Origin of the sequence: Flavobacterium branchiophilum FL-15 (genome assembly GCF_000253275.1) — a bacterium.
In the GTDB taxonomy this organism is placed as follows: Bacteria; Bacteroidota; Bacteroidia; order Flavobacteriales; family Flavobacteriaceae; genus Flavobacterium; species Flavobacterium branchiophilum.
Genome location: NC_016001.1, coordinates 1470675 through 1492656, shown reverse-complemented (window position 1 = coordinate 1492656; position 21982 = coordinate 1470675). Strand labels below are relative to the sequence as shown.

Sequence of the window (21982 nt, the reverse complement as noted above, 5' to 3'; positions counted from 1 at the left end):
GTATTATTTTTTTTCGTGGCTCAATAGCCAATCATACATCTCCGATCGATGAAAAATACGTTCGACGCTGCCGTGTGTGCCACCTGGAACGACTATAAATTTTAATTCGGCCTCTGGATTGCATTTTTTGATAGCATTGACTACTTTTTGCGATTCAGAAAGTGGCACCGCCCTATCATTGGTGCCGTGTTCTATCCAAAGGGGAACTTTGGACAATCTACATCCATCTGGCACATTGCCCCCACCACAAATGGCTACTCCTGCCGTGATTTTATCTGGATATTTGCCCGCAAAATGCAACGTGCCATAACCCCCTAGGCTCATGCCACAAACATATATTTTGTTTTCGTTGATGTCGTAATTTTTTTTGATGTAATTGATCAATTCCAAAACCTTGTCGGGATTCCACGAGCCAGAAGCTACTTGTGGTGCAATAACGATGGCAGGAATTTGAAGCCCTTTTTCGATAGCATTTAGCACTCCATATCTTTTTACCCGATTCAAATTTGTTCCAGAAAGGCTACGCCCATGCAAAAAAACCAACAATGGTGGCTTGTTGTTTACAACTTCTGCAGTTGGCAAATGGATCCAAAACGGATATTGTGTTTGCCCTATAACAGATTTCATTTGGGCTGATAATAAATGTGTTAGCAATAAAAAAAGGAAAAGCACTTTGAATTTCATCATGGATTTTTAAATAGTGAATAATTTTTTGGCAAGGTACATCTAAAAAATTAAAATTCAAAACTTGAGGGGGGAGAAGGTTTGAAGTATGAAGTATGAAGTATGAAGTATGAAGGTAGAGGTTAGAGGTTAGAGGGTAGAGGTTAAAGGTTAGAGGTTAGAGGTTAGAGGTTAGAGGTTAGAGGTTAGAAGTTAGAGGTTAAAGGTTTGAGGTTAGAGGTTAGAGGTTAGAGGTTAGAGGTTAGAGGTTAGAGGTTAGAGGTTAAAATTATAATTTAAATTTATTAAATCTTTAAATTTTTCAATCTTTCAATCTTTTTTTTGATAAATTTAGTTTTTTTATAACTTTTTATTTAATAAATTTCAAATTACATATTATGAAAAATTACCATATAATACTTACTTTTATTAACTACATAATCATTTTTTTATCAAAATAAAATACTGTTTATTATTCTATTAATTATTTTTTTTGGTAATAATCAAAAACTCCATTAAAAAATACCAAAACGCTAAGTTATAGTAAGCCAAATTGTTATAAAAAATGGCTCAAATGTATTGTAAAGGTAACTAAATTGTGCTTTGTACCTATCATGGGTTATTTTAATGAAATTGGTTTGTCGGGTTTTGCATAACTCCATCTTGCAATTTGTGTGGTTTTATGATAACTATCCAATCCAGAGCAAGTGATAGTGCCTAATTGTTCGATATCCAAAAATCCATCTTTTTGCAATCCTGCTTCTGGAAAATACATCTCTTTGATTTCTCCAATGATCAACTCGGTGTTGTTTATCGATAAGGTTATTTTGTCTCGCAATTCCATTGCCAGCTGCACCCTACTTTCTTGAACAAAAGGAGCAAAAAAATCGTTTTTGTATTCGGGTGTCAATCCTGTTGCATCAAATTCAGATGTATTTCTATCATATCGTGCAGCTGTTTGATGGGCTTGTTGGTGCATCTGTTCATGAATATGATTTATGGTATAACACCCCGTGTTCAAAATATTTTCAAGTGTATGCCGTTCAACGGTGTTTGGTCGAAAAACAATGCCAAACAATGGCGGATTACTGCCAATGTGTATCAACGAACTAAAAATAGCTACATTTGTTTGTTGTGCTTTGTTCTGTGTACCTATTAAACATACACTTTTAAAACCAATAACACTATTTATAAACTGTACCTTTTGTTGCTGCTCCATGTCTAAAAGCATTTTTTGAGAAAGGTATTTTTGGGGTATCAATCTATTTTGATCCATTTTTTTTCGCTATTTAATTGAAAACTCCCTACATGTTCCTTATTCCAATCCTTTGGTCCTATTAATGACAAAAAATGTTCGCCATGTTTGTTTTCATACAAATGATATATTTCGCCAATAACGGGTTCAAACGAAAACTTAGATTTATATATAACTTCATTCCACTCAAACTCCATCATGAGCTTTTCAAATTGCAATTTGAGCTCACTAAACTTTTGTTCAAATTCTTTATTTACTTGTCTTACTCCCCTTGTTTTCCATGCCGCCACATCATCTATTTGAATGACGGGTGCCCCCACTTGAGTCGGATAAGACAACCTATTGGCATGATACCCTAATGCAGTATCATATACAACTTGATCAGGTAATTTCTTATTCATAATGATTTTTTTAATATTTTATATAAATTACAATCCATTTACCGTTTGGATATTGTATTATTTGATATCGCTTTTTGACGACTGCATTTGAATCTGCAAATGGCTCCATTGCGTTTGCTTGCATGCTTGGTTTTACAATTTTCTACCCTTTGCCGCCATAGCACATAACTCTTCCATGTTAATGATTTTTTCATCAATATTTTAACATCGGATTCTTTCAAACCAAATTGAAATTCAATAGCCTCAAAGGGTGTTCTGTCCTCCCAAGCCATTTCTATAATCCTATCTTGGGCAACTTCATTCCATTGCCTTGTTGTCCTACTTACCATGTGTTTAATCTTTATCTAAAAACATTAGACAAAAATACAGCAAAAATTTGAATTGCATTTATTTTTTTTCTTATTTTAATAAAAAAATATATATATTAAATAAGCTGTTCCTTTCTAGAAGCTATTTCCAGCCATCCATTACAAGTCCTCACCCCAAAAAAGTGTTTTTCTATGGTATAAAAAGAGCTTCCGTTGGTCGCTTTTTTATACCAAGAAAAACTACTTTTTGGGCCTCCGGGCTCATATCTTTGCATCTGATAATAATTTACAAAAAAAATGTATTTTTGAAAATTAAAAATTGATAATAGATAACAAAACAAAGTTGCATAATTGTTTGCGGGCTAAATACATTTAATGATATTCATGCGAAAGGAAAATCAACTTTGTTTTTATTACAAAATAACCACAATTAGTACTTAAGCACTATACTATTTAGTTTAGATGTTGTATAAAAAATGAGCAAAGGTAAATGTAATATTTTGTTATCCTAAAAAGAAATAATTATGAGCATTAAGTATTCAGTAGGATTGGACGTTGCAAGTAAAAAAATTGATATTTGCATGTCTGTAATTGATTGTAATCAAAAAGTAACTGTAGTAGCAAGTACTTCATTTCCAAACACTTTGAAAGGATTTCAGAGCATGGACGAATGGATTGTCAAAAAGAAAAAGTTGCAAGAAATTCCCTTGGTTATGTGCATGGAGGCTACAGGTGTTTATCACGAAAATTGTGCCCTTTATTTTTCAGAAAAAAAGTATGCCGTTTCCATTATTTTGCCAAATAAGGCAAAGCATTATTTAATTTCTTTAGGATTAAAATCTAAAAACGACAGCATTGATGCCAAAGGATTGTCAAAAATGGGAGCAGAACAATGTTTGGAACTTTGGCAACCCATGGGTAAGTTGTATTATGAATTGCGACAATACACAAGACAGTATCAAAATTTACAAGATCAAAAAACAGTCATTAACAATCAACTCCATGCTTTAGAAAACAGCATGTATATGAGTGAAATGATGATAAACCAACAAAAGGCAATCATTGAATTGTTCAACGAACAGCTTAAAGAGCTTGAAAAATTAATGAAAAATTTGATTAATTCAGACCAGGTTCTAAAACAAAAAGTGGACAACATTTGCAAAATAAAAGGGATTGCATTGCTTAGTGTATCAACCATTATAGCTGAGACAAATGGCTTTGAATTGTTCAAAAATTACAAGCAATTAGTGTCGTATGCTGGATTTGATGTTGTTGAAAGAGAATCTGGGATGAGTGTTGGAAAGACAAAAATTTCTAAAAAAGGAAATAGTCGTATTCGTAGGGCTTTGTTTATGCCAGCATTTGTAGCTATAAAATATAAAGAAAAACCATTGGTGAGTTTATATGAAAGGACATTTGCAAAACATGGCATAAAGATGAAAAGCTATGTAGCAGTTCAAAAAAAACAATTGGTTTTAATATATCATATTTGGAAGAAAAATGAACCCTATAATCCTGATTATAAAAAAGATAGCCCCGAAATGAATTCCGAGGCTATACAAGATAACAGCTTAAAAAGCGGTTTCTCAGAGGTGCAAAATTATGAAAAAAAAGAAGATAATGAAACAAAAGATAAAAAAAAAGAAAAAATACATAGCCATTGTGAAGTTGCGTAACAACGCTGATGGAACAGCAAAATGTCTAAAATACAGGTTCGATGATTTAATAAAATTCACACTATTTTTAGACACAAATTGGTCAGAGTGGAAGTGGTTTAATTTATATTCAAATAAAGAAGAAAACAAAGGAATGCAGATTGGCAATTATACAAAAAATAACAAACCAACAACAAGAAATGTCTAATTCTTTTTTAAACTCTTATAAAAAAACTGCCCAATTAATAAATTAAAGGAGCAGTAAAATGAATTTCATTTTTGCATGGCAAAAGTACAAAAAAATAGAAAGTATGACCTGAAATGATTCAATTAATGACATTCATTTTTGCACCATCCATCAAAAAAACAATATTAAAAACGAATTAAATGAAAATAAAAAAAAGTCAATTTTTTATGAAAATTATGGAAAAAAAATTTGGATTTTAAGATAGTACCTTTTCATTGCTGTCTGGGCTAGTGCATTAGAATGTAAAACAAACTTTGGAATAAAAATTTAAAAAATAAGATAATATATTTTTTCAAATTTAAAATAAACTTTATTTTATAACATTGTTGTCCGATAAAAAAGAAGACAAATTAATGGCTACTTAAAAAACATCGTATTTTTGTGTTGCAAAACTAAAATATCGATGGGCAATAATAAGTATTTTTCAACAAAAACTGTTTTCGGACAGTTGATTTATTTATTAGATGATTCTATGATTCAGAAAGCCGTAAAAAGCATGATTCGGATAGGTATGTCAAACATTTCAAATGTCAAGTTCATTTGTTTAGCATGGTTTTTTGCTGTCTAGAAAAATGTAATTCATTGCGTGAAGTTTCGGTAGGAATATTAGGTTTATCAGGCAAAGAGGAAACCGTCAGAATCAATCATTTTCCAAAAAAGAGTACTTTGGCAGATACAAGCAAGGGAAGGAAAGTAGAATTTTTTGAAGAAATATATAACAACCTACTCAAGAAATATAGCTTTGTTTTGTCGAACAGTCGAATTGAGATAGCTTTAGGAAAAAGGTCAAAATAGTTGATAGCACAACGATAAGCTTTTTTAAAGACATATTAGAATGCGTCAGGCTGTGAAAAAACCCTGTTTATTATCCAAAAAACCAAAAAAACGCTGGTTTTTGAATGTAATAGAAGCCATTTGCGAAAGGGTTATTTTTAAGCAGCATTATTTTGTTGCCAAAAAACATGGGCTGTAAAACGATGATTTGAGGTGGGTTTGGGTAAAAAAAACTATTTTATTTCATAGTTTTTTATTCTTTTTGAAAAATATTTAACGGCAGTTTTTTCACAGACTGTCGTTAGCTCCAAACATACTAAACTGCAAACAATAAACAACAGAAATTGAAACGTAATGGAATAATATTATTAATGGGTTTGTTACTTCTGCTGACTGCTGGACTAATTGCTTTTAAAACAAACCAAAATGCAATTGACGACCAAATTTTAACTTATACGGTTGACACTAAAACACAAGATTTGCAACTCTTTTGGAAAAACGACAAAGGCGAAACCTTTAAAAGTATTCAAAATCTAAAAAATTATGTTGAGAGTAAAACTTTAACCTTGACTTTTGCAATGAATGGAGGAATGTTTAATAAAGATTTTTCACCCCAAGGACTTTTCATACAAAACAAAAAAATACGTATGATTTTGGACACAGCGGACGGAAACGGAAATTTTTATTTAAAACCCAACGGCATTTTTTACATTACGACAGACAACAAACCATTTGTTTGCAAGACTACAAACTTTAATTACAACGGTAAAATAAAATATGCCACGCAATCAGGACCAATGCTTATTATTGACGGACAAGTTCACTCTGCTTTTAAAGACGGCTCAACAAATTTAAACATAAGAAACGGTGTTGGCATTTTGCCTGACAACAGAGTTGTGTTTGCAATGTCCAAGACAGAAATTAACTTTTATGACTTCGCAAAATACTTCCAAAGCTTGGGTTGTAAAAACGCTTTGTATCTTGACGGTTTTGTTTCAAGGACGTATTTACCAGAAAAAAATTGGACACAAACAGACGGTAATTTTGGAGTTATATTTGGTGTGACAGTAAAGAAAAATAAATGAGTAACGAACGAACGAAAAGAATGTCAGTTGCCTTTCCTTGCACCTGAAAGCCGAGCAATGAATTAAAACCTATTAAAATAAAATCCATGAGTTAATCCGATTACATTAACCCTCTTTATGGGTTTATCGAAAAGTTTTTGTTAGCATTTTAAGTGGATTTGGTTCCTCTTTTTTTATGAAATTTTGTAAATAAATGCTATTTTATTTCAATGTTTTTTATTATTTTTGAAAAATATTTAACGGCAGTTTTTTTACAGACTGACGTTATATGCTATGAGACCGCACACTCAAAAATTTAGACAGAAATGACATTAAAACAAAAACCTTAAATCAAAATCATGAGTAGAAATTTTAACCAAAACAACGCAAACAAATCAAAATTTTCAATTGAATCACTAAAAAATAATTTTTGGATTATTGGACTAATTATATTCTTTATTTTTGGCATTATAAATTCAACTGAAACTTATTCTGAAGGTGAGAGAATTGGTTATTTAACTAAATTTTCAAAAAAAGGTAGATTTTGGAAATCTTGGGAGGGAGAACTAAATCTTACTCAAACAGGAATGAATACAAGCTCACTTTTTGAATTTTCTATTGACAACGACAAAGAATCAAACTATTTAGTAACTATGATTGATTCAGCAGTAAATAACGGGTGGAAAATAAAAGTCTCATATCACGAAACATACTTTAAAAATTGGCTACAAAACAGAGGTGAAACAAACTACTTCATAAAATCTATTGAAGTATTAGACAGAAACGGAATTGGAAGTAATATTCATAATTCAAATAATGACAAATCTGGAGGTAGAGTTGTAGACACAATATATGTAGTAATTGACAAAAATGAATTAAAAAACAGAAAATAGACTAAAATCTAGTAAAAACTCACAGCATATAACAGCTAGCCTTTCCTTGCACCTGAAAGCCGAGCAATGAATTAAAACCTATAAAAATAAAATGAGTTAAACCGAATACATTCACGCCCCTTATGGGTTTATCGAAAAGTTTTTTGTTAGCATTTTAAGAGGATTTAGTGCCTCTTTTTTTTATGAAAATTTGTAAATAAATGCTTTTTTATTTCATAGTTTTTTATTATTTTTGAAAAATATTGACTGCCCTTTTTTTACATAGTACCGTTGGGTGTATTTTAAAAAAAATCATGAATAAAATGGAAAAAGACGCATTAGAGTTTACAATAATACGTGGTATAATAGATAATGCTCAAAGAAAATTAATTTTAAAACAAGAATTCATTCAATTTGAAAGTAACGATAGGGTTTCAAATCCTTACACAACTTTCAAAAGTAATGAAATTTTAGAATTCCGATATGGAATGAAATGGATTACTTTTAAATTAACTTTTGGAAGAGAATATTTTATTTATATAAAAAACAATCAAAACAAAATAATTAAAATAAATTTCAGAACATATTTTGGTAGAAAAAAAACAGAATATCACAACCTGTATGGTAACATAATTCAAAACATCATAAAATTTTATTTTGATAATAGAGTAGTCGAATATATCAAAAGGTACGAAAACAAAGAAGCATTTACAATTGGTGAAGTTAAATTTAGTGTTGATGGCGTTACAATACAAGTTAGCGGAATTATAAACCATTCTGAAAAAATGATTGCGTGGAATAATATTAGAACTAAAGATTATATATCTTATTTCTCAATATATTCTGCAGAAGATCCTAGCAAAATAAATAGAGGTTATAGTTATTTAAACGATTGGAATACTTATGTTCTGTATTGTGTATTAAGATCAATATTGAATAGTCAAGGAATAGAAAAATGGGTTTAAAAAAAGAACAACCGTCGAATGCTAGCATGTTGTTTTGCACGGTACACCATCAATGAATTATTTATCGATACAAATGATGTTTTTCAATCGATTATTTAGAGTTGCAATAAATTATTTTTTTGTAAATTAATTATTAAAAAAATATGTAACAATATATATTAGTTTAAAATAAATTAATTTACTTTAGTATTTTTTTTAAATTATATTATATTATACATGTATTGCTATTAAAATTATAATAGAACATGAGAATATTACAATTATATTTTCTTTAAAAAACATTCCATGAATTGAGGTAAATTTAAAAAATTAGTTTGTTTTTCAAATTTATTGAAAAAAAATGGTACTTTTGAATACAAAAAACTTCAAAATGAGTGAATTAATAAAAATATACGAGGACAATCCCAACGAGGCGGCAATTCAAAAAGTAGTTAAAGTACTTCAAAATGGTGGTTTGATTATTTATCCAACCGACACCGTTTATGGATTGGGTTGCGATATTACAAATTCAAAGGCATTAGAAAAAATTGCTAAAATAAAAGGAATCAAACTGGAAAAAGCTCCTTTTTCGTTTATATGTCATGATTTGAGTAATTTGTCAGATTATATTCGTCAAATAGATACTGCTACTTTCAAAATTTTGAAAAGGGCTTTGCCTGGTGCCTATACCTTTATTTTGCCTGGCAATAATAATTTGCCCAAAGAATTTAAAAAAAAGAAAACGGTTGGAATTAGAGTTCCTGATAATAATATTGCCCGTCAAATTGTTAAAACATTAGGAAATCCAATTGTTTCAACTTCTATTCGAGATGAAGATGAACTGATAGAATATACCACAGACCCCGAATTGATATTTGAAAAATGGCAAAATAAAGTAGATTTGGTAATAGATGGAGGTTATGGCAGCAATGTGGCTTCTACTATTGTGGATTTATCGGGTTTTGAACCAGTAATTTTGAGAGAAGGCAAAGGAAACATTGATTTTATTTGATAAAAAAAATCCATAATCGTAATTATGGATTTTTTCTTAAAAAAACTGTTATTTGTTAAAAGAAACCTAGTTTGTTTTTGTTATACGAAATTAACATATTTTTAGTTTGACGGTAGTGATCCAACATCATTTTGTGATTTTCTCTACCAAAACCTGATTTTTTATAACCACCAAAAGGAGCATGAGCTGGGTAAGCATGATAATTATTTACCCAAACTCTTCCTGCCTTAATGGCTCTTGGTACCTGATAAATTTGATGTGCATCTCGTGTCCACACTCCTGCTCCAAGGCCGTAAAGGGTGTCGTTAGCAATTTCAATAGCCTCTTCTACCGTTTTGAAAGTGGTAACACATGTTACTGGTCCAAAAATTTCTTCTTGAAATATACGCATTTTATTATGCCCCTTAAAAATGGTTGGCTGGATGTAATAACCGCCTTGCAACTCACCATCGAGCTGATTTACAGCACCTCCACATAAAACTTCGGCTCCTTCTTCTCGGCCAAGTTTCAAATAAGATTGTATTTTTTCGTATTGATCATTAGAAGCTTGTGCCCCCATCATGACAGTTCCATCTAAAGGATGACCTGTTTTTATGGCATTGGTTCGCTGAATAACACGTTCCATAAATTTTTCGTAAATATCTTCTTGTACTAATATTCTAGAGGGACATGTACACACTTCTCCTTGGTTGAGTGCAAACAATACAGCTCCTTCTACAGCTTTGTCAAAAAAAGCATCATCGGCATCGGCTACCGAGCTGAAGAAAATATTTGGTGATTTTCCTCCTAATTCCATCGTTACAGGAACTAAATTTTCTGAAGCATATTGCATGATAAGTCTCCCAGTAGTGGTTTCGCCCGTAAAAGAAACTTTTGCAACTCGTTCTGATTGTGCCAATGGTTTACCCGCTTCTAATCCAAAACCCGTTACAACATTTAAAACACCAGGAGGCAACAAATCATGAATAATTTCTAATAAAATCATAATGGAGGTTGGGGTTTGTTCTGCAGGTTTTACCACACAACAGTTTCCTGCGGCAAGGGCTGGAGCTATTTTCCAAGTGGCCATCAAGAGCGGGAAATTCCAAGGTATAATTTGACCAACTACTCCCAATGGTTCGCTCAAACAGATGCTTACAGTATCTTCGTCATGCTCTGAAATTGTTCCTTCTTCGGCACGGATTACACTTGCAAAATATCTAAAATGATCTATTACCAAAGGCAAATCTGCTGCACGGGTTTCTCTTATGGCTTTACCGTTATCGATAGCCTCTACCACGGCTAGGTATTCTAAATTAGCCTCAATTCTATCGGCAATTTTATTCAAAACACTGCTTCGGTATGTGGGCGATGTTTTACCCCATGTTTTGAAAGCTTCGTGAGCGGCATCCAATGCCAGCTCTACATCTGCTTTTGTAGATCGTGCGGCTTGAGTAAATACTTTTCCATCTACAGGCGAAATATTTTCAAAATATTCACCTCCTACAGGTGCTACAAATTGTCCACCAATATAATTATCATACTTTGCCTTAAATTCAGGTCTTTGTGCTACATTACTCATATTAAATTCATTTTTAGTTTGGACAAAACTAGTTGCAAAATTCTATATACAATAGCATTTTTCATTCAAAAAATAGCACAAAATTTCCAATTTCATTTTTTTATTCTAAAATATTTCTATTATTGATAAAAAAACAAATAAAAATAAAAAATGGAATATCAATAAACATTTCTGTTTTGATAAACCATTTTTTTTTTAAACAAATATTTTTAAATTATTAAAAAATAAATTTCAGGAACTTATACCAAATATACATATAAAATAGTCCAATCTACTTGTTCTTTTTTGCTAAAATTATTCAAAAAAAAATAGTTCCGTAGCTCAGCTATGCAACGATTTTTTTTGAAAATTTTTTCTAAAAAATAACTACGCATCTTTGGACTATTTTATAAATATATTTGGTATTATTTTCATTTTTTATTTAACTTCACGTTTGTAATATGTGATGCCAAACGGATTGGTTCCTGCGGTAGTTGTGCTGCTATAAGTAGCGGCACCTGCATTTAAGTTGTAAATTGTAACGGCAGTTGCGGCAGCACCAGAATGTGAGATAAATAATTTTGTTCCCGATTCATTAATCGTAATATTGTGTGGAGTTCCTGTTGGTGTAGCAGTTGCTGCTCCTATTTGACTTGAATTAGAAGCATTTAGTCCATACAATTGCCCAGCAGCAATGTTTGTAGCAAAAATATAATTCTGATCATTAGTTGCAAAAATACCGTGTGCTCCTACAAAATTTGAATTGAAAATTACTGTCAAATCTGTACCGTTCAAAGTATATATCTGGCCTGATTGGCAGGGTACAAATAATCTGTTTGACCCTTGCAGGTGGAATAAATGAGGATCTTTACCAACATTTACTTCGGCAGTTTTGGTGTAATTAGAACTATTGTACAGATAAACTTTGTCATTTGTTGTACTAGATGTAATAATAGAAACATAAGCTTTTGTTCCGTCTTTTGTCAAAAACACATCATGTGGTTTTGCCCCTACATTTATCGTTTGTACAACGGTGTGTGTTGCCAAATCGATAACAGAAATCGTGTTATCCACATCATTATTAACCCAAAGTTGTTTGCCTAATCCATCGGCCCACATGTGAAAAACACCATTACCCACATTTACAAAACCTTCAACCGCTTTTGACTGTGGATTTACAATATGCACTTTTTTTCCCAATCTATCACCTACATATATTTTATCTTTCGTAGGCACATAAACTGCATACATGGGCTCGGAACCTGCTATAGCGATTGTACTAGAAACAGCATTTGTATTGGCATCAATTAAACTAATTGTTCCATTGCCTCTGTTTGCAACAACTACTTTTTCTTCGTACACTTTTTCGGCTACTGGGTCGCTATCCTTGTTACACCCCATCAATAATAATGTAAATACAATACTATTAAATACTAAAACTAAATTTCTACTAGTCATGATTGTTAAATTAAATAATTATGAAGCAAAAATAGGTTTCAATATTATAAAAAATTGTTAGATATCTAACAAAAGCTTGGATTTAAATAAAAAAAAAACACTCTTAAAAAAGAGTGTTTTTTGAAATATAATCAAAATGATTTAAACCGTTCTGTTGATGTCAAAAGCTTCTAAATAATCTGCAACTCTTTTTACAAAACTACCACCTAAAGCACCATCTACAACACGGTGGTCGTAGCTGTGTGATAGGAACATTTTTTGACGAATGCCTATAAAATCGCCCTCTGGAGTTTCTATTACCGCAGGCACTTTTCTAATGGCACCTAAAGCTAAAATGCCCACTTGTGGTTGATTGATAATTGGAGTGCCAAAAACGCTGCCAAAGGTACCAACATTTGTAACTGTATAGGTGCCGCCTTGGGTATCATCTGGTTTCAGTTTGCCCATTTTGGCACGATTACCCAAATCGTTAACCGCTTTAGCCATACCTACTAAATTCAATTGATCGGCATTTTTAATAACAGGAACAATCAAATTGCCATTAGGCAATGCTGCTGCCATACCCAAATTGATGTTTTTCTTTTTGATAATATATGTTCCTTCCACAGATATATTCATACCAGGAAAATCTTTCAATGCTTTGGCTACAGCTTCCATAAAAATTGGCGTAAAAGTAAGTTTTTCGCCTTCTCTTTTTTCAAAACTGGCTTTGTTTTTGTCTCGCCATTTTACAATATTAGTAACATCAACTTCTATGAATGATTGAACATGTGCAGAAGTTTGCACAGAGGCAACCATATAACCTGAAATTAACTTTCGCATGCGATCCATTTCAACAATTTCGTCTCCTCCGTTTACTGAAGGAGGAACAACAGCTGATTGAATGGCATCATTTTGTATCGATTGTTGTATCGGTTTTGAAACAAGATCATGTATAACAGCTTCATTTTCAATATTTTGATTATTAATGCCTCGTTGGGCAACATAAGTCAAGATATCTTCTTTTGTAACCCGACCATCTTTGCCAGAACCCACTATAAGATCTAATGCTGCTAAACTAACATTTTCTTGTTTGGCAATATTTTTGACCAATGGCGAATAAAATTTATCTGATACAACGGGGTTTGTAAAAGCTGATTTTTGCTCAATTACAGTTTCAATGTTTTTTTCGAGTGTGGCAACAATTTCTGGCTTTACATTATCGGAATCTGCCACTTCATCACCCGGAACTTCAATAATAGCAATGGTTTGTCCCACTTGTACCAAATCGTCCTTTTGAAATAATTGTTCTATTAATATACCCGAAACTTCGCTTGGCACTTCGCTATCCACTTTGTCTGTGGCAATTTCGAGTACGGCTTCATCGGCTTCAATGGTATCGCCAATTTGTTTTAACCAATTTGTAATGGTTGCCTCTGCAACACTTTCTCCCATTTTTGGAAGTTTCAATTCAAATTTTGCCATATTGATAACTTATAAGGTGGTATCTATTTTTATTTTACAAAATTAATAAAAATTATTACCTAAAATAATTAATTTGCTAATTTTTTTAAATTTATTTTGTTTCAAAATTGGATTACTTCTCCCCTATCCGAACTGGAATTGGAACCAATTGCAAAAGGACTTTCTGGTGGTATTATTTTATAAAACACTTTGTTGCTTTTTGGTGTGTTCATAAAATCAATAATACTTTTAAAATCAATCGAATCGGCATCAAACACAATTTCAAAAACGGCCTCTGCATCCTTTAACTGCGAAATTACATTATTAATATTTTCAAAAGAAGTAATTTGAAATTTTTTTTGATATTTCTGAGACATTTTTTCTATTAATGCCCTATTTTGGCTTACTATTATAAAATGATTTGCCTTACTTAATATTTTTTTTTGATAGAAATACGTTTTATATATTGCAAAAAAAGATATTGCAAAAGTAGTAAAAATATTAAATATATAATTTACCTTAAAATGTTTTTTGTAAAAAAAAAGCATAGCCTCTTGAAATCTTTTCATATATGTCATGTCTTTTATTGTACTTTCACCTTTGTAATGTATAATAGCGGTATCATGAAAATAGTAATTGTCTTTTTGTTCTAATAAAACCCTGTAACTCAAGTCTATATCATCTGCATACATAAAACATTGTTCATCAAATCCTGCAACTTTTTCATATAATTCTTTTTTCATAAACAAGAACGCACCAACTAAAATCGACACTTTTCCTGTTTGATTGTCCTTCAAATGACCAGCATAATATTGATTAAACCATTGTATATGAGGAAATATTTTATAAAGTCCCGCCATTTTTGTAAAAGCAACCCATGGTGTAGGAACTTCTCGTTTACTTTCGGGCAAAAAATGCCCAGTACCATCTAATAGTTTACATCCTACAATGCCCAAATTTGCTTTAGAATTAGCAAAATGATATATTTTCTCAAAAGTGTCTTCGGCAACCACAGTATCTGGGTTCAAAATACAAATATAGTCTCCTTTTGCAAGGGCTACCCCCATATTATTTCCTTTTGGAAAACCATAATTAGTAGTGTTTTCAATTAAAATCACATCAGGAAATCGAGATTTGACCATCAAACAACTATCATCTTGAGAGTGATTATCGACCACAATGATTTCAGAATCTATATTTTGCAATGCTTTTTTTACACTTAATATACATTGTTGCAAAAAAAAGCTAACATTATAGTTAAGAATGACGACAGATATTTTCATTATATTAAAATTCCATTTTATAACGCAAAAATGCAATAAATATTCTAAAAACGAGCTGTACATTTAATAATAAAAATGGAAAAACTAATATTTTAGTTTTGGAAATTCAAAATCATTAATAGGAGTTCAAAATTTATTGATTTTTAAAATAATAAGATTAAACTAATCAACATTAGGTTGAGTATTTATAAAAAATAATGTGTGCCATTTGATTTTTTTTAAATTTGATGGCATAAATACGTCAAATAGGCAAACAAAAGTCTATTTTTGCATCAAAAATAATTATATCGTGAATTATCTTTCAGTAGAAAACATTTCAAAATCATTTGGCGAACGAACTTTATTCGAAAATATTTCGTTTGGCATCAATAAAGACCAAAAAATCGCATTTATAGCCAAAAATGGTTCAGGAAAAACCTGTATTATGAAAATTATTAATGGCGAAGACGAACCCGATTCTGGGCAAGTAGTAGTTAGAAAAGATATCAAAATGGCTTTTCTCTCACAAGATTATAATCTTCAAGAAGAATTAACTATAGAAGAAAGTATATTTGCGTCTGATAATGAAACCCTCAAAGTAATAGAAGCTTATGAAAAAGCCCTAGAAACCCCCGAAGATGCCGAAGCTTATCAAAAAGCATTTGACCGAATGGACCAATTGAATGCTTGGGATTTTGAAACTCAATACAAACAGATTTTATTTAAGCTTAAACTAGAAAACTTCAAACTTAAAGTAAAAAATTTATCTGGAGGTCAGAAAAAAAGGCTCTCTTTAGCTATCATTCTAATTAACAGACCCGATTTATTGATTCTTGACGAACCAACCAATCATTTAGATTTAGAAATGATTGAATGGCTAGAAAGCTATTTTGCAAAAGAAAATATAACCTTATTTATGGTTACACACGACCGCTTTTTTTTAGAGCGTGTATGCAACGAAATCATCGAATTGGACAATGGCAAACTGTATCAATACAAAGGTAATTATTCTTATTATTTAGAGAAAAAAGAAGAACGAATTGCCTCTGAAAATGCCAGTGTAGATAAAGCTCAAAATTTATTTGTAAAAGAACTTGAATGGATGAGGCGGCAACCCAAGGCAAGAACTACAAAATCGAAATCCAGACAAGATGATTTTTATATAATTAAGGAAAAGGCCCAAAGCAGAAGAAGAGACAACCAAGTGGAACTGGAAATCAACATGGAAAGGATGGGTAGCAAAATTATTGAATTGCACAAAATATCAAAACAATTTAAAGATTTGATTATTTTAAACAATTTTAGTTATGATTTTCAACGTGGCGAACGAATAGGAATTATAGGAAAAAACGGAACAGGAAAATCTACTTTCTTAAACTTACTTACAGGAACATTACCCCTAGATGCGGGCAAAGTGGTCGTGGGCGATACCATAAAAATAGGATATTATACACAAAGTGGCATCAATCCAAAGCCTGGTCAAAAAGTGATAGACATTATCAAAGAATATGGCGAATACATACCGCTTGCCAAAGGCAGGATGATATCGGCTGGTCAATTATTAGAACGATTTTTATTTGACAGAAAAAAGCAATATGATTTTGTAGAAAAATTAAGTGGCGGAGAATTAAAACGTTTGTATTTATGTACAGTTTTAATTCAAAATCCAAATTTTTTAATACTAGATGAACCAACAAACGATTTAGATATTGTAACTCTCAACGTATTAGAAAGTTTTTTATTGGATTATCCAGGTTGTTTGTTGGTAGTATCTCACGATAGGTATTTTATGGATAAAATTGTCGATCATTTATTTGTATTTAGAGGACAAGGAGAAGTAGAAGATTTTCCAGGTAATTATTCTGATTTTAGGGCTTATGAAGACAGTGCTGATGTAGTTTTAAAAGAAGAAAACAAAACCGAAAAGAAAGAATGGAAACAAAACAATCCAAAAGGCAATTTAACTTTTAATGAACAAAAAGAGTTTCAAAAAATTGAAAGAGATTTGAAAGATTTGGAAATAGAAAAAGCCAAAATCGAACAACTTTTTTCAGACAATCAAATAAAAGAAACGGAAATTGCACAAAAAGCTAAAGAACTTCAAGTAATAATTGAAAAAATTGAAGTGAAAGAAGAAAGATGGCTAGAATTATCAAGCAAAATGGAATAAATTATGCATTATTTTTTTTTATCTTACATCCATTTTTTATGGCAATCAAAAAACGAACATGCCGTACATTCGCCTTTTGTTTTTAATTTGGTTACCCAATGTTTTTATGATAAAAAAAAGTATCCTTTTTATAAAATATTCAATAATTATAGACAACAGTTATATAATAATAATAACATTATAGAAATTACCGATTTTGGTGCAGGCTCCAAAATTTTTAAAGATAATAAAAGAAGTGTCCGACAAATGGCAGAAAATGCAGGGATTTCAAAAAAAAGAGCCCAACTATTGTGGCGGATGGTACAATATTTCAATCCACAAAATACATTAGAACTTGGAAGCTCTTTAGGGCTTTCGACCTTGGCATTGTCAGAAAATAATTGCCATAAAATCACAACTGTAGAAGGTTGCGAAGCTACATACAAGCACTTTTGCAACTATTTTTTTCAAAAAGATAAACCCCACGTTGAGGCTATTCAGCAAGAATTTGCAGCATTTTTAGAACAAAATAATACAAAAAAATATGATTTTATTTATTTTGATGGCAACCATTCCAAAGACGCTACCTTAAAATATGTCGACTTGTTATTGCCCTATAAATCCAATGATTCTGTTTGGATTTTTGACGATATTTATTGGAGCAAAGACATGACAGAAGCTTGGAAATCGATACAAAAACACCCCGAAGTACAAGTTACAATAGATACATTCCAATGGGGCATCGTTTTTTTTAGAAAAGAACAGGCCAAAGAGCATTTTATTATTAGAATATAAAAAAAGCGTAATAACTATTTGTTTTACGCTTTTTTTTAACCTATTAAGAATACATTTTTTGTCTGAGTTCTTGAATTTTAGGATCGTCCAAATAATCATCAAAAGTCATGTATCGATCAATGGCACCCTTTGGAGTTAATTCGATAATACGATTCCCAACCGTTTGCGAAAACTCGTGGTCATGTGTTGTAAAAATAACCGAGCCTTTAAAGTTTTTCAAAGAATTGTTAAACGCCGTAATCGACTCTAAATCAAGGTGGTTTGTTGGCTCATCTATCATCAATACATTGGCCCGTTGCATCATCATTCTCGATAACATGCAACGCACTTTTTCGCCTCCAGACAATACCCTACACGTTTTGAGCGCTTCTTCGCCAGAAAAAATCATTTTACCCAAAAACCCTCTAATATACACCTCATCCCGTTCTTCTTCCGTTTTTACCCATTGTCTTAACCAATCGACAAGATTGTAATCGCTTTCAAAAAAATCGTGATTATCCACTGGCAAATAAGCTTGATTTGTAGTAATTCCCCAATCAAATTGACCAGCTGCTGCTTGAATTTTGCCATTTAATATGTCGTAAAAAGCGGTTGTAGCCCTAGAATCTTTAGAAAAAAGTACAATTTTATCGCCTTTGGCCATGTTCAAATCCACGTTTGTAAACAAAACATCTCCATCTACCGAAGCACTTAAATTTTGAACATTCAAAATTTGATCACCAGCTTCACGCTCTTGATCAAAAATAATGGCTGGATACCTTCTACTTGAAGGCTTAATTTCAGAAATATTTAATTTTGAAATCATTTTTTTACGAGATGTAGCTTGTTTGGATTTAGCTACATTGGCAGAAAATCGTCGAATAAATTCTTCTAATTCTTGTTTCTTTTCTTCTGCCTTTTTATTTTGTTGGGCTCGTTGTTTTGCGGCTAACTGACTCGATTCATACCAAAATGTATAATTTCCAGAATAATGATTGATTTTTCCAAAATCAATATCAGAAATATGGGTGCAAACAGCATCCAAAAAGTGCCTGTCATGAGACACAACAATTACTGTATTTTCATAATTTGCCAAGAAATTCTCGAGCCATGCAATAGTTTCAAAATCCAAATCGTTTGTTGGCTCATCCATTATAAGCAAATCAGGATTTCCAAAAAGAGCTTGGGCAAGCAACACCCTTACTTTCAGTTTTCCTTCCAAATCAGACATTAAAGTATAATGATTATCCTCTGAAATACCCAAATTTGACAATAAAGACGCTGCATCAGAATCTGCATTCCAACCATTCATCTCTTCAAACTGCACCTGTAGCTCGCCTATTCTGTCAGCATTTTCATCTGTATAATCCAAATATAGGGCATCCATTTCTTTCTTTACAGCATACAAAATTTTGTTACCCATAATCACGGTTTCCAAAACAGTGTGTTCGTCAAACATATTATGGTTCTGATTTAAAACCGACATTCGTTTGCCCACCTCAAGATGAACATGGCCAGACGTAGGATCCATTTCGCCCGAAATGATTTTCAAAAAAGTAGATTTTCCTGCTCCGTTGGCACCAATTACACCATATACGTTGCCGTGAGTAAAAACAGTGTTTACTTCGTCAAACAAAATGCGTTTGCCAAACTGAACGGATAAATTATTAACTGTTAACATGAAATAATTTTTATTATATTTGGTGCAAAAGTAATTAAAAGAGTTTAGTGTTTTGCTAGAATTTGTTTTATTTTTTTGTTCAATCACTTTTAAATTATTTATGATACAATTCCCCGTTCAGTTTTCATTTTTAGGAACAAACTTTTATTTGCACAACGTCCTAGAATTTCTTGCTTTTTTTGTAGGAATGAGAATATATTACTACAAAAAAAGCAAAATTACCGATCAAATATCAAACCAACACCGGCTTTGGATACTCATTGGAGCCATGATAGGAGCACTAATAGGATCCAGAGTTGTGGCATTGTTAGAAAATCCCTCCACAATTGGCCAGCAAACATGGCTTACATTTTACCAAAACAAAACAGTGGCAGGAGGTTTTTTGGGAGGCATATTTGGCGTAGAATTGGTAAAAAAAATCATAAACGAAAAACAAAATTCAGGCGATTTATATGTCATTCCCATGATTGTGGCCCTCATTATTGGCAGAATAGGCTGTTTTTCCATGGGTGTCGCAGAACCCACATTTGGCAACAAAACCACTTTTTTTATGGGTTTAAATTTAGGAGATGGCATACTGCGACACCCCACTTCATTATACGAAATTATTTATTTACTCCTCTTATTACTCTTTTTTAGTACCTATCGTTTCAACCAATGGCCACACGGAAATGTATTCAAATTATGGATGAGTTTGTATTTTTTGTATCGATTTGTAATAGAATACCTCAAGCCACACGAAGTTTTAGGGCTTGGATTTAGCAGCATACAGTGGTGTAGTATTATAATTTTCACACACTATACCATATATTATTTATTATATTTTTATAAAAAATAAAAAATTAAGTACCAAATAGTAATATTCATAAACAAATAACCATTTCACAAAAGATAAGGTATCGTGATGCTGTAACAACATTTAATTATTTGAATTCCGAAGTAATTCATACAGCCAAAAGCCAAACAATAGATAAAAAGTACAAAATCCAATACAACAACAAACACCAAAACCATTAGGGCATGCCGCCAAAAAAAAGAAAGCCCCCACGCCCCAAACCCTTCAGGCGGGGCTTCCTTTTTTTGGCGTCGGGCTATCACGAGCACATGGTGCCTTGCTCTATCCCTCATGCGGGCAACCTCCAATAGGCAGTTTCCACTCACCAAAGATTTTTTTTAAACTTCTTGCTTTTCGTTCTCCCACTTCAAATTTCTTGATTCTAATTTCTTGCTTCTAACCTCTTGTTTCTAACCTCTTGCCTCTAATTTCTTGCTTCTCATTTTTATTCTTGTAATTTTTTTTAATAAAAAAAGTTGCAAAATGTTTTTTTGATTGTACTTTTGTGATGTGGATATAGAATGTTAAAAACGAAAAAACTTTCGTATATCTACTAGTTGGCTGCAAGCTGACAAAACAGTACTAAATTAAAACTTAAAAAATATGTTAGAAAAAAAATATTATTATGACGATGAAGATACAGAAGTACCCGCAAGAGAAACTTCTCACCCTAAGTTTCTAAAATATTGTGGAGAAGACGAATTTTATTTTGACCTTGAAGATGGGTATTCACCATTTGCTAATGCAGAAGGTGCAGACACATTAACACTTTTAGAAGAATGGTATTACAGTAATGAAAATTGTGATGAGCCAATAGACTTTTTAAAATATGTTATTGAGACGGAAATGGATTACGAAACAGAGCATATGGAAGTAACAGACAGAGCTGAAATTTTGAAAATTTTCAAAAACGATAAAAAAGACACTATTCTGGTTATGGACAATGTTTTAATAGCGGTCTCATTTGCACAATATAAAATTTCAGGAGAACTAAATCCAGAATTTAAACGTCTTACATTAATTGCGATTGACAGGCAAAAAATTATAACCCAATTTCAACTTGACAACATAAAGAATAAAGTTGCGGAACAAGAAGATGTTGAAGAATTTGAATATAATCTTTACGTACTCGACAGAATGAAATCCGATTTAAACTTATTCGATTAAACACAAAAAAGCCTGCAGCCAACAAGGGTTTTGCGTCAGGCGGGCTGAAGTGCAAAATTCAACGGTAGTTTTTCAATTGAACTTTAGTAATAAAACCAGCTTTTGTGCTTCGAAAACCCGCCCGAACGCAAAGCCACAAACGTTAGCAGCAAGCATAAACGAACGATAATAAAATTTAGAATTTAAAAATGAATGAATTTCTAACAAAGTATAGTAACATTTTCACAAACTTCATAAAACAAAACCCAGAATATTTTTATCTGATTATTTCTGCTATTTCGCTTTTGTTTTTTATTGGAAGTATTAGAAAATGGGATTGGATTATTAACAAAAGTGGAAAATATTATGAGCGAAGAACAGGATTTTGGGTAAATATTTTTGGAGAAAAACTAGTGAGACTGTATGTTACCGTAATATCAGCAATTGCATTGATATTGAGTTTAATTATATTTTTCTATTATAAATTAACATAAAATAT

21 protein-coding genes are annotated in these 21982 nt (G+C 31.8%); 12 read left to right on the top strand and 9 right to left on the bottom strand.

Going from position 1 to position 21982, the window contains the following annotated elements:
* Positions 1 to 3 precede the first annotated feature (3 nt).
* The 4 genes from FBFL15_RS06505 to FBFL15_RS06490 all read right to left on the bottom strand — a co-directional run bounded on the left by FBFL15_RS06505 (position 4) and on the right by FBFL15_RS06490 (position 2648).
* Positions 4 to 687, bottom strand: coding sequence for a carboxylesterase family protein (locus tag FBFL15_RS06505; protein WP_231847492.1), 684 nt, complete (start codon positions 685 to 687; stop codon positions 4 to 6).
* A gap of 595 nt (positions 688 to 1282) precedes the next feature.
* The gene (locus FBFL15_RS06500; RefSeq protein ID WP_044032189.1) at positions 1283 to 1939 is read right to left on the bottom strand and encodes a flavin reductase family protein; all 657 of its coding nucleotides are present in this window, start codon (positions 1937 to 1939) and stop codon (positions 1283 to 1285) included.
* Positions 1921 to 2319 (bottom strand): DUF2452 domain-containing protein, encoded by a 399-nt coding sequence (locus FBFL15_RS06495; RefSeq protein ID WP_014083829.1) that lies wholly within the window; start codon positions 2317 to 2319, stop codon positions 1921 to 1923. Before FBFL15_RS06495 ends, FBFL15_RS06500 begins: the two co-directional genes overlap by 19 nt.
* A gap of 38 nt (positions 2320 to 2357) precedes the next feature.
* The gene (locus tag FBFL15_RS06490; protein WP_014083828.1) at positions 2358 to 2648 is read right to left on the bottom strand and encodes a TIGR03643 family protein; all 291 of its coding nucleotides are present in this window, start codon (positions 2646 to 2648) and stop codon (positions 2358 to 2360) included.
* Positions 2649 to 3151: 503 nt separating this feature from the next.
* On the opposite strand from FBFL15_RS06490, the gene FBFL15_RS06485 reads away from it, so the two are divergent.
* From FBFL15_RS06485 to FBFL15_RS06455, 7 genes are all read left to right on the top strand, one after another.
* Positions 3152 to 4303, top strand: a complete 1152-nt coding sequence (locus tag FBFL15_RS06485; RefSeq protein ID WP_014083827.1) for an IS110 family RNA-guided transposase — start codon at positions 3152 to 3154, stop codon at positions 4301 to 4303.
* On the top strand, positions 4248 to 4490 hold the full coding sequence (locus tag FBFL15_RS16585) for a hypothetical protein (protein ID WP_044032015.1): 243 nt from the start codon (positions 4248 to 4250) through the stop codon (positions 4488 to 4490). Before FBFL15_RS06485 ends, FBFL15_RS16585 begins: the two co-directional genes overlap by 56 nt.
* Before the next feature lie 621 nt (positions 4491 to 5111).
* Positions 5112 to 5324 carry a hypothetical protein gene (locus tag FBFL15_RS16780; RefSeq protein WP_044032188.1) on the top strand — a complete coding sequence of 71 codons (213 nt, stop codon included), beginning with the start codon at positions 5112 to 5114 and terminating at the stop codon, positions 5322 to 5324.
* A 323-nt stretch (positions 5325 to 5647) separates the two neighbouring features.
* Positions 5648 to 6388, top strand: a complete 741-nt coding sequence (locus FBFL15_RS06470) for a phosphodiester glycosidase family protein (protein ID WP_014083824.1) — start codon at positions 5648 to 5650, stop codon at positions 6386 to 6388.
* Positions 6389 to 6726: 338 nt separating this feature from the next.
* Complete coding sequence (locus tag FBFL15_RS06465) at positions 6727 to 7260, top strand: hypothetical protein (protein WP_014083823.1); 534 nt, start codon at positions 6727 to 6729, stop codon at positions 7258 to 7260.
* Positions 7261 to 7553: 293 nt separating this feature from the next.
* Entirely contained in the window at positions 7554 to 8204 is a 651-nt protein-coding gene (locus FBFL15_RS06460) for a hypothetical protein (RefSeq protein ID WP_148267899.1), read from the top strand.
* Positions 8205 to 8574: 370 nt separating this feature from the next.
* The gene (locus tag FBFL15_RS06455; RefSeq protein ID WP_014083821.1) at positions 8575 to 9195 is read left to right on the top strand and encodes an L-threonylcarbamoyladenylate synthase; all 621 of its coding nucleotides are present in this window, start codon (positions 8575 to 8577) and stop codon (positions 9193 to 9195) included.
* Positions 9196 to 9250: 55 nt separating this feature from the next.
* On the opposite strand, the gene FBFL15_RS06450 is transcribed toward FBFL15_RS06455, so the two are convergent.
* The 4 genes from FBFL15_RS06450 to FBFL15_RS06430 form a co-directional block, all read right to left on the bottom strand.
* Complete coding sequence (locus tag FBFL15_RS06450) at positions 9251 to 10756, bottom strand: aldehyde dehydrogenase family protein (RefSeq protein ID WP_014083820.1); 1506 nt, start codon at positions 10754 to 10756, stop codon at positions 9251 to 9253.
* A gap of 417 nt (positions 10757 to 11173) precedes the next feature.
* Positions 11174 to 12193 carry a YncE family protein gene (locus tag FBFL15_RS06440; RefSeq protein WP_014083819.1) on the bottom strand — a complete coding sequence of 340 codons (1020 nt, stop codon included), beginning with the start codon at positions 12191 to 12193 and terminating at the stop codon, positions 11174 to 11176.
* Positions 12194 to 12334: 141 nt separating this feature from the next.
* On the bottom strand, positions 12335 to 13657 hold the full coding sequence (locus tag FBFL15_RS06435; protein WP_014083818.1) for a dihydrolipoamide acetyltransferase family protein: 1323 nt from the start codon (positions 13655 to 13657) through the stop codon (positions 12335 to 12337).
* A 101-nt stretch (positions 13658 to 13758) separates the two neighbouring features.
* On the bottom strand, positions 13759 to 14919 hold the full coding sequence (locus FBFL15_RS06430; RefSeq protein ID WP_014083817.1) for a glycosyltransferase family 2 protein: 1161 nt from the start codon (positions 14917 to 14919) through the stop codon (positions 13759 to 13761).
* Positions 14920 to 15208: 289 nt separating this feature from the next.
* Between FBFL15_RS06430 and FBFL15_RS06425 the strand changes: the two genes are divergently transcribed.
* Complete coding sequence (locus FBFL15_RS06425) at positions 15209 to 17068, top strand: ABC-F family ATP-binding cassette domain-containing protein (RefSeq protein WP_014083816.1); 1860 nt, start codon at positions 15209 to 15211, stop codon at positions 17066 to 17068.
* A 3-nt stretch (positions 17069 to 17071) separates the two neighbouring features.
* Positions 17072 to 17842: an O-methyltransferase gene (locus FBFL15_RS06420; protein WP_014083815.1), complete on the top strand. Its 771-nt coding sequence runs from the start codon at positions 17072 to 17074 to the stop codon at positions 17840 to 17842.
* Positions 17843 to 17885: 43 nt separating this feature from the next.
* Here the strand turns inward: FBFL15_RS06420 and FBFL15_RS06415 are convergent, their stop codons facing one another.
* Positions 17886 to 19502, bottom strand: a complete 1617-nt coding sequence (locus FBFL15_RS06415; RefSeq protein ID WP_014083814.1) for an ABC-F family ATP-binding cassette domain-containing protein — start codon at positions 19500 to 19502, stop codon at positions 17886 to 17888.
* A gap of 100 nt (positions 19503 to 19602) precedes the next feature.
* Between FBFL15_RS06415 and FBFL15_RS06410 the strand changes: the two genes are divergently transcribed.
* The 3 genes from FBFL15_RS06410 to FBFL15_RS06400 all read left to right on the top strand — a co-directional run bounded on the left by FBFL15_RS06410 (position 19603) and on the right by FBFL15_RS06400 (position 21977).
* Complete coding sequence (locus FBFL15_RS06410) at positions 19603 to 20340, top strand: prolipoprotein diacylglyceryl transferase (RefSeq protein ID WP_014083813.1); 738 nt, start codon at positions 19603 to 19605, stop codon at positions 20338 to 20340.
* Between the two features lie 600 nt (positions 20341 to 20940).
* Positions 20941 to 21504 (top strand): hypothetical protein, encoded by a 564-nt coding sequence (locus tag FBFL15_RS15725; RefSeq protein WP_014083812.1) that lies wholly within the window; start codon positions 20941 to 20943, stop codon positions 21502 to 21504.
* Between the two features lie 188 nt (positions 21505 to 21692).
* Positions 21693 to 21977, top strand: coding sequence for an immunity 17 family protein (locus FBFL15_RS06400; RefSeq protein ID WP_014083811.1), 285 nt, complete (start codon positions 21693 to 21695; stop codon positions 21975 to 21977).
* Positions 21978 to 21982: the final 5 nt, after the last annotated feature.